16 protein-coding genes and 1 riboswitch are annotated in these 15,886 nt (G+C 41.5%); of the genes, 15 read left to right on the top strand and 1 reads right to left on the bottom strand.

The window, feature by feature from the left end; all coding sequences use genetic code 11:
* The first annotated feature begins 12 nt into the window (after positions 1-12).
* The 15 genes from F0342_RS14900 to F0342_RS14965 all read left to right on the top strand — a co-directional run bounded on the left by F0342_RS14900 (position 13) and on the right by F0342_RS14965 (position 15,584).
* Complete coding sequence (locus tag F0342_RS14900; RefSeq protein WP_149156671.1) at positions 13-834, top strand: MetQ/NlpA family ABC transporter substrate-binding protein; 822 nt, start codon at positions 13-15, stop codon at positions 832-834.
* A gap of 138 nt (positions 835-972) precedes the next feature.
* Positions 973-1,338, top strand: a complete 366-nt coding sequence (locus F0342_RS14905; RefSeq protein ID WP_149156672.1) for a carboxymuconolactone decarboxylase family protein — start codon at positions 973-975, stop codon at positions 1,336-1,338.
* Positions 1,339-1,644: 306 nt separating this feature from the next.
* Positions 1,645-1,803, top strand: a complete 159-nt coding sequence (locus tag F0342_RS24930; RefSeq protein ID WP_188048565.1) for a YuzK family famiily protein — start codon at positions 1,645-1,647, stop codon at positions 1,801-1,803.
* Positions 1,804-2,111: 308 nt separating this feature from the next.
* Complete coding sequence (gene sufC / locus F0342_RS14910) at positions 2,112-2,897, top strand: Fe-S cluster assembly ATPase SufC (RefSeq protein ID WP_044338171.1); 786 nt, start codon at positions 2,112-2,114, stop codon at positions 2,895-2,897.
* Between the two features lie 17 nt (positions 2,898-2,914).
* Positions 2,915-4,225, top strand: a complete 1,311-nt coding sequence (gene sufD, locus F0342_RS14915) for a Fe-S cluster assembly protein SufD (protein WP_149156673.1) — start codon at positions 2,915-2,917, stop codon at positions 4,223-4,225.
* Positions 4,225-5,454 (top strand): cysteine desulfurase, encoded by a 1,230-nt coding sequence (locus F0342_RS14920; RefSeq protein ID WP_149156674.1) that lies wholly within the window; start codon positions 4,225-4,227, stop codon positions 5,452-5,454. The genes sufD and F0342_RS14920 overlap by 1 nt, the downstream gene beginning before the upstream one ends.
* Complete coding sequence (sufU, locus tag F0342_RS14925) at positions 5,444-5,884, top strand: Fe-S cluster assembly sulfur transfer protein SufU (protein WP_149156675.1); 441 nt, start codon at positions 5,444-5,446, stop codon at positions 5,882-5,884. The genes F0342_RS14920 and sufU overlap by 11 nt, the downstream gene beginning before the upstream one ends.
* A gap of 38 nt (positions 5,885-5,922) precedes the next feature.
* On the top strand, positions 5,923-7,320 hold the full coding sequence (sufB, locus tag F0342_RS14930) for a Fe-S cluster assembly protein SufB (RefSeq protein ID WP_113969016.1): 1,398 nt from the start codon (positions 5,923-5,925) through the stop codon (positions 7,318-7,320).
* A gap of 764 nt (positions 7,321-8,084) precedes the next feature.
* Positions 8,085-8,927 carry a DUF72 domain-containing protein gene (locus F0342_RS14935; protein WP_149156676.1) on the top strand — a complete coding sequence of 281 codons (843 nt, stop codon included), beginning with the start codon at positions 8,085-8,087 and terminating at the stop codon, positions 8,925-8,927.
* Between the two features lie 21 nt (positions 8,928-8,948).
* Positions 8,949-9,770: a sulfite exporter TauE/SafE family protein gene (locus tag F0342_RS14940; protein ID WP_149156677.1), complete on the top strand. Its 822-nt coding sequence runs from the start codon at positions 8,949-8,951 to the stop codon at positions 9,768-9,770.
* Positions 9,771-9,800: 30 nt separating this feature from the next.
* Positions 9,801-11,153, top strand: a complete 1,353-nt coding sequence (locus tag F0342_RS14945) for a bifunctional metallophosphatase/5'-nucleotidase (RefSeq protein WP_149156678.1) — start codon at positions 9,801-9,803, stop codon at positions 11,151-11,153.
* Positions 11,154-11,209: 56 nt separating this feature from the next.
* Positions 11,210-11,512 carry a YunC family protein gene (locus tag F0342_RS14950; protein WP_149156679.1) on the top strand — a complete coding sequence of 101 codons (303 nt, stop codon included), beginning with the start codon at positions 11,210-11,212 and terminating at the stop codon, positions 11,510-11,512.
* 193 nt (positions 11,513-11,705) lie between these two features.
* Entirely contained in the window at positions 11,706-12,818 is a 1,113-nt protein-coding gene (locus tag F0342_RS14955) for an HD-GYP domain-containing protein (RefSeq protein WP_149156680.1), read from the top strand.
* 59 nt (positions 12,819-12,877) lie between these two features.
* Entirely contained in the window at positions 12,878-13,642 is a 765-nt protein-coding gene (yunB, locus tag F0342_RS14960) for a sporulation protein YunB (RefSeq protein WP_149156681.1), read from the top strand.
* Between the two features lie 79 nt (positions 13,643-13,721).
* Positions 13,722-13,903: riboswitch (Lysine riboswitch) on the top strand.
* Between the two features lie 115 nt (positions 13,904-14,018).
* Entirely contained in the window at positions 14,019-15,584 is a 1,566-nt protein-coding gene (locus F0342_RS14965; protein WP_149156682.1) for a Na+/H+ antiporter NhaC family protein, read from the top strand.
* Positions 15,585-15,644: 60 nt separating this feature from the next.
* On the opposite strand, the gene F0342_RS14970 is transcribed toward F0342_RS14965, so the two are convergent.
* The coding region (locus F0342_RS14970; RefSeq protein WP_149156683.1) for an integrase core domain-containing protein at positions 15,645-15,886 on the bottom strand (242 nt) is incomplete at its 5' end.

Raw genomic sequence — 15,886 nt, forward strand, 5'->3', positions numbered from 1 at the left:
GAGAGAAATAAAATGAAAAAATGGGTAGCAGGAGTAATAGCAGCAACAAGTATTTTTGGATTAGCCGCATGTGGGAGTGATTCAGGTTCGGGAAATGACGAAAAGGAATTGGTAGTAGGTGCTTCTAATATTCCACACGCTGAAATCCTAGAACAAGTGAAGCCAGTCTTAGAAGAAAAAGGGATCGACTTACAAATAGAAACGTATCAAGACTATATCCTCCCCAATAAAGATCTGGATAATGGAGATATAGATGCAAACTATTTCCAAACCACACCTTATATGGACTTACAAATGAAGGAAAATGAATATGATTTTGTCAATGCAGGTGGAATTCATATTGAGCCGATCGGTGTTTATTCTAAAAAGTACAAATCTCTCGAGGAGCTTCCTGAAGGTGCTACGATTTTAATGAGTAACTCTGTATCGGATCATGGACGTATCCTTACATTATTAGAGAAAAAAGGTCTCATTACGTTAAAGGATGGGGTGGAAAATACGCAAGCCCAACTTGAAGATATCAAAGAAAACCCTAGAAACCTCCAATTCGATTATGAGTACGAGGCAGCTCTTCTTCCACAAATGTATGAAAACGAAGAAGGGGACGCGGTTGTCATAAATTCTAACTATGCCATTGATGCAGGGTTGAAACCTCTTGAAGATTCAATTGCCATTGAAGATAGTAACTCTCCTTATGTTAATGTGATTGCAGTTAACAAAGGTGATGAAAACAAAGAGGAAGTAAAAGCTCTAGTGGAAGCATTGCGTTCGAAAGAAATCCAGGACTTTATTAATAAGGAATGGGATGGAGCCGTTGTGCCGGTAAGTGAATAAAGTGAGCAAACCCGATTCTGTTCAGTGACAGAATCGGGTTTTTCATTGTAAGGTCATCCCGAAATTTGTAACATAATCATTTCCTTATTGGTTCATACTACTTTCGATGAATCAATTTCAGAAAAGGAGCTGAATGAAATGCAGATGGATCCAAGAAATACAACAGAAGCTGCCCTTCATGATTATAAAATGGGTCTTGGAATCTTCACGGAAAAAATGCCTGAGCTTGCCGAACAGTATAATACGTTCTCTGAGCACTGCTTTAGAGAAGGAGTACTTTCAAAAAAAGAAAAGCAGTTGATCGCGTTAGGAATCAGTCTTTATTCCCAGGATGAATATTGCATCATCTACCACACAAAAGGATGCCTGGATCAAGGATGTTCAGAAGAAGAAATACTTGAAGCAATCGGAGTGACGGCTGCATTTGGAGGAGGAGCGGTCATGAGTCAGGCTGTGACATTAATCCAGCAATCCATTCAGGACTTGAATCAGTTAAAACAATAAGTGATTGATGAGTCGAGGGGGAGAAATCCTCTTCGTTTTTTATTGGCTCATTAATTTCGTTGAATATACATTCAACGAAATTAATATTTATTAAAAGATCTATTAATTGGCAGTATAATGGCGGAATTTTGTGAAAACTTATAAGTAGCCTCTCGGAGTCAGAGTGGAAAGATGAATTTAAGAAAAAATGACCCTATACCGGTTTTGTCTTGTGAACGAGGGGGTAGTATAGTTGTAAAGTAATTAAAAACTTGAAAGGAATGATTCATTATCGACTCTCTTGATAGTATCTCGTACACAAGTGAAATGGAAAAGGCAATGCATGGAGCCCATGGAATTGGTTATGAGGTGTACAAACGAAAGCATGAAGTCAGAATGCAAGTAGAACAAAGAAGAGAGCAGGAATACAAGGAAAGTAGAAGAATGATTGCGGCACTTGATCGTAAGGTGCACTCTAATATATAATAAGGAAGAAAAAAGGAAACCAGTGTAGATGATGCACTGGTTTTTTTATGCTTTGCAATCAGCATCAGGCATGATAAACTGATGGACAAAAGTTCCAAAGACCGTAAACCGGCCAAGGAATCCCTACATTTTTCCTTTATATTATGCTAACAATAGGAAAGGATTATCTTGTCAAGTTTACACTATCTGTATAGTTGAAAAAGTTGATTATAGCTTTTATTTGTTATAAGATTAGAATGAGAATAAATTGAGAATGATTAAAGAATTTAATTCTTAAATTCATTATAAAGTCACGGAGGTAAATACACATGGCAGGTTCTACTTTAACAATTAAAGATCTTCATGTTGAGATTGAAGGAAAGGAAATCCTGAAAGGGGTTAACCTTGAAATTAAAGGTGGAGAAATCCACGCAGTGATGGGACCAAATGGTACAGGTAAATCTACTTTATCTTCAGCTATTATGGGTCATCCTAAGTATGAAGTGACAAAAGGAAGCATTCACTTCGACGGTGAAGATGTGCTTGAAATGGAAGTGGATGAGCGCGCTCGCGTAGGTCTATTCCTTGCAATGCAGTATCCAAGTGAAATTAACGGTGTAACGAATGCAGACTTCTTACGTTCAGCAATCAACAGCCGTCGCGAAGAAGGCGAAGAGATTTCTCTTATGAAATTCATCCGCAAAATGGATTCTGAAATGGAATACCTGGAAATGGATCCGGATATGGCACAGCGTTACTTAAACGAAGGGTTCTCTGGTGGAGAGAAGAAGCGTAATGAAATCCTTCAATTAATGATGTTACAACCTAAGATTGCCATCCTTGACGAGATTGACTCTGGTCTTGATATCGATGCCCTTAAAGTTGTATCAAAAGGAATCAATAAAATGCGCGGTGAGGATTTCGGTTGCTTGATCATCACTCACTATCAACGTCTTCTTAACTACATCACTCCTGATCATGTTCACGTTATGATGCAAGGACGCATTGTGAAATCAGGCGGGGAAGAATTAGCACAACGCCTTGAAGCAGAAGGATATGACTGGATTAAAGAAGAGTTAGGAATCAAAGACGAAACTGTTGGCCAAGAAGCGTAAGTGTTAGGGGGATGAAAATGACTGTAGAAACGAAACTACCAGTAGATCAGGACTATGTCAGCTCCTACTCAAAACAACTCGGAGAGCCGGAATGGTTAACAACCCTTCGCACAGATGCCTTTGATAAAGTAAAGGATCTAAGCCTTCCAGTTGCTGATAAAACGAAAATCACGAATTGGAATTTTACTCAATTCCAGAAGCATACAGTGGAAAGTGATACGTTCTCATCATTGAGTGAGCTGCCGGATGAAGCAAAAGAATTAGTAGATTTAGAAAGCAGTGACCAAAGTCTTTATATACAACGAAATAATACACCTGCTTTTCTTTCTCTTTCAAACGAATTAAAAGACAATGGTGTTATTTTTACGGATATTTTCACAGCTGTAAAAGACCACAGTGAGCTTGTACAGAAGTACTTTATGACTGAAGGTGTGAAAACGGATGAGCATAAGCTTACAGCCCTTCATGCAGCATTGATGAATGGGGGAGTGTTCCTTTACATTCCAAAAAATGTGGAATTGACTCAACCGATTCAAGCGGTATACGTTCATGACAATGCTGAAGTAGCGATGTTCAACCACGTATTAGTAGTGGCTGAAGACAACAGCTCTGTAACGTATGTTGAAAACTATATTTCTACAACAAATGTTGAAGATGGCGTATACAACATCGTTACAGAAGTTTTGGCAAACAATAATGCTAAAGTGGAATATGGTGCTGTGGATAATTTAACAAGCGGATTAACAACGTATGTTAACCGTCGTGGAATCGCACAAAGAGATGCTCGCATCGAGTGGGCTCTTGGATTAATGAACGATGGAGACACCGTTTCAGAAAACGTGACGAATCTTATGGGTGATGGCTCATATGGTGACACAAAAACCGTTGTCGTTGGACGCGGAAAACAGAAACAAAACTTCACGACGAAGGTTGTTCACTTCGGTAAAAACTCTGAAGGATACATCCTTAAGCATGGAGTGATGAAAGACGAAGCATCTTCCATCTTCAATGGTATCGGTAAAATTGAACATGGTGCGTCTAAGTCGAATGCAGAGCAGGAATCTCGCGTATTGATGCTGAGTGAAAAAGCACGAGGGGATGCGAATCCGATTCTTCTTATCGATGAAGATGACGTAACGGCAGGACATGCTGCGTCTGTAGGTCGAGTGGATCCGCTGCAACTATACTACCTAATGAGTCGTGGAATTCCGCAACATGAAGCGGAACGTCTGGTTATTCATGGCTTCTTGGCTCCTGTGGTAAAACAATTGCCGATTGAAGGAGTTAAGAAACAACTTGTTGAGGTTATCGAAAGGAAAGTAAACTAATGGATGTAAAAGAGATTCGTAAACAATTTCCGATTCTCGACCAGGAAGTAAATGGCCATCCACTTGTTTATCTTGACAGTGCCGCAACATCGCAAAAGCCGGTTTCCGTTATCGAAGCGATGAATGACTATTATCGTGGATATAACTCAAATGTTCACCGGGGTGTTCACACTCTTGGGACGAGAGCGACAGATGGATATGAAGGTGCCCGAGAAAAGGTCCGTAATTTCATTAACGCTTCGTCCGCTCAAGAAGTGATCTTTACCCGTGGAACGACAACAGCAATCAATACAGTTGCAGCAAGCTACGGTCGCGCTAATCTGTCCGAGGGTGACGAAATTGTGATCACTCATATGGAGCATCACAGTAATATCATACCTTGGCAACAGTTAGCCAAAGAAACCGGAGCGGTGTTAAAATACGTTCCTCTTCAGGAAGATGGCACGATTGCGATTGAAGATGTACGAGCGACTGTCACATCACAAACGAAAATTGTTTCGATCATGATGGTTTCAAACGTGCTTGGTACAATGAATCCAATCAAAGAAATCACCAGGATTGCTCATGAAAATGGAGCAGTCATGGTCGTTGACGGAGCACAGGCTGCTCCGCATATGAAAGTCGACGTACAAGATCTGGACTGTGATTTCTTTGCCTTTTCAGGTCATAAGATGGTAGGCCCTACAGGGATCGGAGTACTTTACGGTAAGAAAAAACACCTGAACAAAATGGAACCGGTAGAATTCGGTGGAGAAATGATAGACTTTGTCGGGCTTCAGGAATCCACTTGGAAAGAGCTTCCGTGGAAGTTTGAAGGGGGTACACCGATCATTGCAGGTGCCATTGGACTTGGAGCTGCGATTGATTTCCTTGAAGAAGTAGGACTTCATAACATTGAAGAACATGAACATAAGCTTGCGGCTTATGCATTGGAGAAAATGAATGAAGTCGAAGGCATGAAAATCTTCGGACCAAGTGATCCCGGAAAGCGGGCAGGTATTGTTACGTTCAACATTGATGATGTTCATCCACATGATGTGGCAACCGTACTTGATGCTGAAGGAATTGCCGTTCGCGCGGGTCATCACTGTGCACAACCTCTGATGAAGTGGTTGAACGTATCCGCAACAGCGCGTGCCAGCTTCTACCTCTATAATACGGAAGAAGATATTGATAAACTTGTTGCAGGCCTATTGAAGACAAAGGAGTTTTTCAGCGATGTCTTTTAATAATTTAGATCAGTTATATCGACAAGTCATCATGGATCATTATAAGAATCCACGAAATAAAGGTTCTTTAGAAGATGGAAGCTTTACCATCGATATGAATAACCCAACTTGTGGAGATCGCATACACCTGACTTTAAAGGTGGAAGATGGTATCGTTCAGGATGCCAAGTTCGACGGGGAAGGCTGTTCGATCTCCATGGCTTCTGCTTCTATGATGACCCAAGCGGTTAAAGGGAAAGAGATTGAGAAAGCATTGAAGCTTTCCAAGATCTTCTCTGATATGATGCAAGGCAATGACTATGACGACGATGTGGATTTAGGAGATATTGAAGCATTACAAGGAGTCGCTAAATTTCCGGCCCGTATCAAATGTGCGACACTGGCTTGGAAAGCGATGGAAAAAGGAGTTCAAGAAGAAGAGCAGGAATAAGCTCTTCTCCTGCTCTATTTAAGAATGGAGGAATCAACATGGCAAAGAAGATGCCTGAGATCGGAGACTATAAATACGGTTTTAGTGATAAAGACGTATCGATTTTCCGTTCTAAACGTGGTTTGACTCGAGAAATCGTTGAAGAAATTTCTCGTATGAAAGATGAGCCTAAGTGGATGCTTGATTTCCGTTTGAAGTCACTTGAGCATTTTTATAATATGTCTATGCCTCAATGGGGCGGAGACATGCAGGAACTGAACTTTGATGAGATCACTTACTATGTGAAGCCTTCTGAAAAGTCAGAGCGCAGCTGGGATGAAGTACCTGAAGAAATCAAGCAAACGTTTGATAAATTAGGTATTCCGGAAGCCGAGCAAAAGTATCTTGCAGGGGTTTCTGCTCAGTATGAGTCAGAGGTTGTATACCACAACATGCAATCGGATCTTGAAGACATGGGGATCGTTTTTAAAGATACAGATTCTGCTCTTAAAGAGAATGAGGAACTTTTCCGTGAGCACTGGGCAAAGGTTATTCCTCCAACGGATAACAAGTTTGCTGCCCTTAACTCAGCGGTATGGTCCGGTGGATCTTTTATCTATGTTCCTAAAGGAATCAAGGTGGATACACCACTTCAAGCATATTTCCGTATTAACTCAGAGAACATGGGTCAATTCGAGCGTACGCTGATCATCGTGGATGAAGGCGCAAGTGTTCACTATGTTGAGGGTTGTACAGCACCGGTTTACACAACGAATTCACTTCACTCTGCAGTCGTTGAAATCATCATCAAGAAAGATGCGTACTGCCGATATACGACGATTCAAAACTGGGCGAACAACGTGTTCAACCTGGTTACGAAGCGTGCTGTATGTGAAGCGAACGCAACGATGGAATGGGTAGATGGAAACATCGGTTCTAAATTAACGATGAAATACCCGGCGGTCATCCTTAAAGGTGAAGGCGCTCGTGGTATGACGCTATCCATCGCACTCGCAGGTAAAGGCCAGCATCAGGATGCCGGAGCGAAAATGATTCACCTGGCACCAAATACATCTTCTACAATCGTTTCTAAATCCATCTCCAAGCATGGTGGTAAAGTAACGTACCGTGGAATTGTACACTTTGGCCGTAAAGCGGAAGGCGCACGTTCAAACATTGAGTGTGATACCCTGATCATGGATAACCAATCAACTTCTGATACGATCCCTTACAACGAAATTCTAAACGATAACATCTCATTAGAACACGAAGCGAAGGTATCAAAAGTATCCGAAGAACAATTATTCTATCTAATGAGCCGTGGTATTTCAGAGGAAGAAGCAACAGAAATGATCGTAATGGGCTTCATCGAGCCATTCACGAAAGAACTTCCAATGGAATACGCAGTCGAAATGAACCGCCTGATCAAGTTCGAAATGGAAGGTTCAATCGGATAATATATCATTTAAACTCCCTTGATGTTTCATCAGGGGAGTTTTTTCATTGCTTCTTTTGTAAAGCTTTTTGATGAGTAGTAGTATTAAAACATGGTCCGTTCCTTTCCGCTCCAGGCACAAGATTCCCCGGGGAGGAAGTCAAGCCTCCTCGGGCTTTGCCCTGCGGGGTCTAGACCTTTCCTCTATTACCCGCAGGAGTCAAGTGCCTTCCGCTACAATCCACTCTGTGCTTCTATATTCTGACTTCCTATTAACCTATAGACAAAGAGAAAGGAGCACAAGACCTCATTAGGATAATTCGAAAATCAGATATTAGTCAATGGCTACCGATATTACCCACCAAGGATTTAGCTTGTCTTCATATAAATTAAAATGACAAAAAATAAGAGCAACCAATCAATACCTCTTGTAAATGAAAAAATGTATTTTTTTTGAATGTTTTTTGTCACCTTTTGGCTCTGCCACGAAAATCTTCTATAGATGGTGAGGGGAACTGCGTAGACTCCTGCGGAAAAACGGGTGTTCCGAGACCCCGTTCGGCTAAGCTGAGGAGGCTCGGCCCTACGCTAGCTGCAAGCGGAGTGGTTCCCCTCACCATCATGCACACACTGATTGCCAGTGCCAGGTAGATTAAATGCTATAAAACAAAAGAGCCTTCATGTTTAACTAAATCCCACTATTTTCCCTCAATGAATCCAAACATAAGAATTTCCATTTTCCTTATGATAAAATGGACATGTTCATAATAAAGCAGGTGAATGAAGATGATATACATAGGAGTAACAGGCTGGGGAGATCATGATACCCTTTATGAAAATGTTCCCCCAAGAGACAAACTAAAAGAATACGGCGCACATTTCCCCATCGTCGAGGTGGACACAACTTTCTATGCTGTCCAGCCTCTTCGAAATGCTGAAAAATGGGTAAAGGAAACACCCAAGGACTTTAAGTTTATTGTTAAGGCTTATCAGGGAATGACGGGGCATCAACGGGGAGAAATCCCTTTTGAAACAAAGGAAGAGATGTTCAATGCCTTTAAGGAATCCCTTGCCCCGTACGTAGATGCAGGTAAATTAGCGATGGTTCTGCTTCAATTTCCCCCTTGGTACGATTGTAAAAAGGAACATGTTGACTATATCCGGTACTGCCGGGAGCAGCTAAAGGGATTTCCACTATCGTTGGAATTTCGCCATCAAAGCTGGTTCAGACCGGAGTTCCGGGATAAGACGTTAACGTTTATGAAAAAGGAAGGATGGATCCATAGCATTTGCGATGAGCCGCAAGCAGGGGAAGGATCTGTACCACGGGTATTGGAAACCACTCATAAAGATGCGACTCTAATCCGTTTTCATGGCAGGAATCTGTACGGCTGGAATAAACCGAATGGGGAAGACTGGCGGGAGGTTCGTTATTTATATCGCTATAATCGTGCTGAACTGGAGGAATGGATTCCGCATATTCATCAGTTGCACGAAACCTCTGAAGATCTATATATTCTTTTCAATAATAATTCCGGTGGAGATGCCGCTGACAACGCGAAAGAGGTAATTGAATTATTAGGCCTTGAATATGGTGGACTTGCACCAAAGCAACTGGATTTATTTTAGCTGACAGGAGATGAAAGACAGATGGAATGGATCGTTCTTCTATCGATCGGACTTTTAGCAGGAGCGATAGGATCCCTCGTAGGACTGGGCGGAGGAGTCATCATTGTTCCTGCCCTTATCTATTTCGGTACATATACAAGCTTGATAGAGGGAATGAATCCTCAGACAGCTGTAGGAACATCTTTGGTCATTATGATATTCACAGGGTTATCATCCACCTTGGCTTATTTAAAGCATAAGACCGTTGATTATAAAAGCGGCCTGATCTTCTTTGCCGGAAGTGGGCCGGGTTCAATACTAGGAGCATGGGTAAACAAGGGATTGAATATGGAAAGCTTTAATTTGTATTTTGGCATTTTTATGATTTTGATTGCCATTGTGCTCATGATAAGAAACAAGTTAAAGCCTATTGAGAAATTCAAGGATGCATCTTTTCAACGGGAATTTACCGATCCGGGAGGAAACACCTTTCGTTATGGATATCCTCCTGTACTAGGAGCGGCTATTGCCTTTGTAGTTGGATTTACATCTGGTTTATTTGGCATCGGTGGTGGATCATTAATGGTGCCTGCAATGATTTTGATTTTTCTTTTTCCACCCCATGTAGCCGTAGCCACATCCATGTTCATGATTTTTCTATCTGCATTGGTCAGTTCAGGAACGCATATCATGTTTGGCAATGTAAAGTGGTTGTATGCACTTGCACTTATTCCAGGCGCTTGGATAGGGGCGAAGTTTGGGGCCTATTTGAATACGAAGCTTGAATCAAAAGTCTTAGTGAGTGTTTTACGGATTATATTAATTTTAATTGGAATTCGATTGATTTACCAAGGCATTACTTGATAACATACCTCCAATAGGAGTGAGCAAATAGTGAGAGAAATCATTCATATTTATCATACAAACGACCTTCACAGTCATTTTGAGCATTGGTCAAGGATTCGTGATTTTTTGAAGATGAGAAAACAATGGCATCTGGATGAAGGGGAACCAGTTTATCTATTTGATATCGGAGATCATGTAGACCGCTGGCATCCATTAAGTGAAGCGACTTTAGGAAAAGGAAATATCGATTTTCTAAATGAAGTCGGCTTTGATGCCGTAACCATTGGGAACAATGAAGGAATTACACTGGATTATGAAGATTTAAACAGCCTTTATGAAAATGCAGATTTTCACGTGATTGTAGGAAATTTATTAGACCAGTCGTCGCAGCCTCCAAGGTGGGCCAAAACCCATCATATCTATCAAACGAATAGTGGCATGAAGATTGGCATCATCGGATTGACAGCTTATTTCAAACCTTTTTATAAAGCCCTAGGCTGGAATATTACATCTCCGTTGGATGAGCTTGAGAAATTGGTTCAAGAGCTTCACCCGCAGGTGGATATGGTTATTCTTCTTTCTCACCTGGGGATTCGGGATGATGAGTTGATTGCAACGCGATTTCCCGAAATTGACGTTATCCTAGGAGCTCATACCCATCATGTGTTGCATCAAGGAAAAGAAATTAAGGGAACTATGCTGGGTGCAGCAGGAAAATATGGTCATTATGTTGGTCATATGATGGTAGAGGTTGACACAGCCAATAAAAAGATTGTCGGGAAAAAAGCACAGCTTTATGAACAGCAGGAACTTCCCCCTGCCGAAAAGGAAGAACAGGAAAATCTCGAGTGGTATCAAAAGGGGGAGGCTTTGTTAAGGGAAAAAGTAACCGAGCTCGCCGAACCGCTGGCAGTGGATTGGTTTAATCCTTCCCCACTTCCGGATGTGTTATGTGATGGTCTTGCTGAATGGTGCGAGGCTGATTGTGCCTTTCTCAATTCAGGCTTACTCATTGATGGACTGGAAGAGGGGGCGGTGACGAAACAGGATCTGCACCGGATTCTGCCTCATCCCATCAATCCATGTCTCATTGAAATGAAGGGGGCAGAGCTGAAGGAAATCATTAAACAAACATTTAATGAAGAATGGCCGCATCTTCAAGTGAAAGGATTAGGATTCAGAGGCAAGGTGATGGGCCGTTTTGTATATGCGAATATTCAATTCAACGGCCGTGAAATCTTAATCGGTCAAAAGCCGATTGATCCACAGAAGATATACAAGCTTGCCTTACCAGATATGTTCACATTTGGCCACTTTTTTCCAGATCTTCAAAGGCTGGAGAAAAAATACTTTATGCCTGAGTTTTTACGAGATATCCTTCAGTGGAAATTAAAGCAGTAAATGTATCACCGTTTCTATCCTCACGTCATACATATGAGGGAAAGGAGCGATGACACATGATGAATGTATCTCCGATTACCATTCAGGGACATACCTTTTTAGCGATTTCTGTTGAACTGCCCAAAACCAATCTCCTCGTTGTGACAAGTGATATAGGATATATAATGTGTGGAGCACTGGACGTAGCGTTACTAAATGAGAAGTTGAAAGACAGAGGAATCATTGCAGGCAGAGCAGTCGGTGTAAAAACAATCGATCAGCTCCTGGATGCCCCTCTGGAATCCATCACCTATGAGGCAGAAAATCGCGGCATCACACAAGGCATGATCGGGCGGGATGCATTGTTGAAAATGATATAAGTATAAATTGGACCAGTTGCTTTTATTGAGCGCTGGTTTTTTTGTTAGGTGAATGTCACCATTTTCTTTATATTCTTTCATGAATAATTAACAATATATCAGGAAATACACCTTGCAAGTACGTTTTTATCCTTTATAATGGAGATACTAGGAAATTTTGTCGAAAAATGAAAGAATTACATAGGAGAATTCTATGAGGCTTATATCAACTAGGGCTTTAAAACCGGGCATGGTTCTAGCTACAACCGTATATAATATGAGAGGTCAAGCTTTAATTCATGATAACGTTCCGATTACAGAACGTATGATTTTCAGGTTGCAAGAGCTTAGTATTCAGTATGTCTATATTGAAGACTCCCTTTCGAAGGGAATCCATGTAAAGGGTACTGTTTCGAGTAAGGTGAGACAGCAAGCTGTAAACAATATTGAGATGGCCTTTAATCAACTAAGCGCATCGAAGGCGCCACCTGGTGTGCTCATGATTGAAGATAGTGCCAAGCAATTGAAGCAGGTGATTGATGTAGTCTTGTCTGAAGTAAAGGCGAATCATGATCTCCTAACCATTTTGACGGATGTTTTCACATATGACTCCTATATATTTCATCATTCATTTAATGTGACTTTGTATACGTTATCCATAGGTCTGGAACTTAAACTGTCTACTAAACAGCTTGAGCAGTTAGGCGTGGGAGCAATTTTGCATGATATCGGTAAGATGCTTGTGCCGGAGGAAATTCTTCTGAAACCAGGCAAGCTGACAGAAGACGAATTTTGTGAAATCAAGAAGCATTCAGAACACGGTTTTGAGATTTTGCGACAGCTTCATTCTGTGTCCCTGATCATTGCTCACTGCGCGTACCAGCACCATGAGAGGCTAGATGGATCTGGTTATCCACGAGGAATCAAAGGTGAGGATATCCACCCCTTTGCAAAAATCATAGCGGTGGCCGATGTATTCGACGCCATGACCTCAAATCGTGTATACCGGAAAGCCATGCTTCCACATCAAGCGCTGGAGGTATTATATGCAGGAAGCGGTACTCTATTTGATACAAATGTAATTGAAGCCTTCAGGTCTTCTGTGGCCATTTATCCGATCGGGATGGTTGTCGAGCTGAATGATGGCCGAAAAGGAATTGTGACCGATCAAAATAAAGGTGTAACGGATCGACCGGTGATTCGGATCATCGAAGAAGATGGACAGGAAATACTAACTCCTTATGCCATGGATTTAAGTGCGGAATTAGATAAGGTGATTATCGGATTTGATCCGGATTATGAACCCCAATCTCTTAAAATTAAATAAATTTTTTGCGTTAAACCCCTCTTACTTTGCATACAAATAGCTTGTAAGGGGGGATTTTTTTGTCAAAGTTTAAAACATACAAACCCCGAAGAGGAGGGCCGCTGCCTTTTCGATATGTGATGATCATTACGATTCTGTTCTTTATGATTTCGACTGGATTCGGATTGTGGATCATTAACAAAGGTTTGAAACCGACACTGCTTGCTTATGCTGAAACTCAAACCAGCAGGATCGGTACGTTGGTTATCAATAAAGCGATTAACAAAAAAATTGCAGATGTTCTTGATATTTCGGATATAACGGAAGAAGTGAAGAATACAGAAGGCGATATTGTTTCATTTAAATATAATACTCAGACCATCAACCGGGTTCAGGCGGAAATTACCAACTTAGTTCAGCAAAACCTGCAAGAAGCAGAGGAAGGAAATTTAGAAAACCTTGAATTTATTACTGAAGTAGAAATCGATGAAGGAAAGTCAAAAGCAGCGAAAGGCATCACTTACTCTGTCCCTCTTGGCCAAGCGACCAACAACGTGTTACTAGGTAACCTCGGTCCAAAAGTCCCGATCCGCTTTCACTCGATCGGAGATGTCCGTTCTGATATTAAAACTACGGTAGAGCAATTCGGGATTAATAATGCCGTTGTAAAAGTGTTTGTCGAGCTTGAAGTCAATGTCCAGATCATCATCCCATTTGCAACGAAAACAGAAACCATCAAGCAGGATATCCTGGTTGCCATGGGTACCGTTCACCTGGATGTACCGCAGTTTTATAACAATGGTGGAGGGGAAACCAGTCCTTCTATTGAAATTCCCACAAATTAGTCAGGAAAAAAAGTTGTCAAAAGAATGATAGTTTGTTATATTAATAAAGAAAATTTTATAACACACCACATCATCAGTCCGATGGGGTAGAGGCGCAGAGTTCAAGAGTAAGCTGTTTGAGAATGACAACTGTGAGAACAGATGAAAGGGAACTTTTGCCGAAGTAATTATGCATGTCGAATGTGTATTTGCTGGGGTTATCTTGAAGAAGGATAACACTGTCATTATAGGGAATCTCTATAATGGGGAGCTACAGATCGTGATGGAGCACTTAAATTACTTACTAAGGTAATGATAGCTTCTCTATCGTTGCCTTTTTTTATTATCCTCTATCATGCTACGATGGTTCCCCCCTATCAAATAGGAGGAGGACACTATGGAAAACACGATTTACTCACTATTACCACCCCTTTTAGCCATTCTTATGGTTATACTTACGAGACGGGTTCTACTTTCACTGGGAGTAGGAATCGTTGCGTCTGCATTTCTGTTAGCAGATTTCTCAATTACGAAAACATTCAGCTTTATGTGGGACGCCTTTAAAGGCATTTTTGTCGCAGATGGAGCGCTCAACACCTGGAATGTCTATATTATTTTCTTCTTACTCATTCTTGGTGTCATCACAGCATTTGTGAATATTTCCGGCGGTAGCCGCGCATTCGGTGAATGGGCGATGAAACGTGTGAAAACGAGAAAAGGTGCACAGCTTCTTTCAGCCGTTTTAGGTATCATAATTTTTATTGATGACTATTTTAATGCCCTTGCTGTTGGACAGGTGTCGAGACCCATTACGGATCGTCACAAAATTTCACGTGCAAAACTAGCCTATATCATTGACTCGACATCGGCACCGATTTGTGTCGTTTCACCCATCTCAAGCTGGGGAGCGTACATCATCGGTATCATCGGTTCGATTCTTGCTACACATAGTATCACAGAGTACACAGCATTTTCAGCCTTCGTTCAAATGATTCCAATGAACCTTTATGTCTGGGCAGCTGTTCTGCTTGTCATCATGGTTGCTGCTAAAGGCTTGGACTTTGGAAAGATGAAAGAGCATGAAGTAAGAGCCCTTGAGACGGGAGCCCTTTATGATCCTGAAAAAGAGATTCCAGGCGAATTGAAAAATGATCTGCCTGTCAGCTCGAAAGGATCAGTTGGTGATCTTGTCTGGCCGATCGTAGCTCTTGTTATCGGTACAATTGGAATGATGCTCTGGACAGGATATCAAGCCGTCGGATCATTTGACATCCTGCCGATTTTTGAAAATACAGATGTAACGAAATCATTATTATATGGTGGATTATTCGGTCTCCTTGTTGCGCTGATCTTCTTCATTCGTCAGGTAAGCTTGAAAGGAATCGAGGGGAAAGCCGTTGGAGTAGCGGTAGTGGAAGGGATCAAATCCATGTTACCGGCCGTATACATCCTTATCTTCGCCTGGACGATCGTCACATTGATTGATCAATTGCAAACAGGTACGTATCTTGCGGGTCTGGTTGAACAATCAAGCTTACCGATGCAGGCACTTCCAGTCATTTTGTTCTTAGTTGCCGGAATCATGGCATTCTCGACGGGAACTTCATGGGGATCTTTCGGAATCTTACTTCCGATCGCCGGGGAAATTGCTGCTGCGACAGATGTAAGTATCTTACTTCCTGCTATGGCAGCTGTATTAGCTGGATCCGTATTGGGAGATCACTGTTCTCCAATCTCGGATACAACCATCCTTTCCTCTACAGGAGCAGGAAGCAATCATATCGATCACGTTCTTACACAGCTTCCATATGCAATAATCGGAGCGGTTGCTGCTTCAATTGGATATCTTGTATTAGGATTCACTGGAAGCACTCTATTCGGTCTCGGTGTTGTGATTATCTTAATCGTCGCATTCGCTTTTCTGTTTGGTGAAAAAGCAAAACCAGCTGTTTCAGAACAATAATATAAAGAAAAACCAGGAGCTCATTGGAGTGACACAGTCAAATAAGACTAAATAAAACACCTAAGCTGCCTTGACTCTAAATTCTACCGGAGTCTGGCAGTTTAATTTTGTAAAAGGACGACAATAATTATAATAATACATGTACGATTCTATTTTCTTTCGTACTGTATGGTTGGTTAGTTTCCCTCGATCCAGAGGGCTGAATTCTTCTGACTTTAAAGAGGAGTGGAAGGATTCGATGACGGCATTATCAAAGCAGTTTCCTCGTCGGGACATGCTTGTGATAATGCCTCTTTTTTTTG

It is taken from the genome of Bacillus sp. CH30_1T (assembly GCF_008364765.1).
Taxonomy (GTDB): Bacteria; Bacillota; Bacilli; order Bacillales; family Bacillaceae_B; genus Rossellomorea.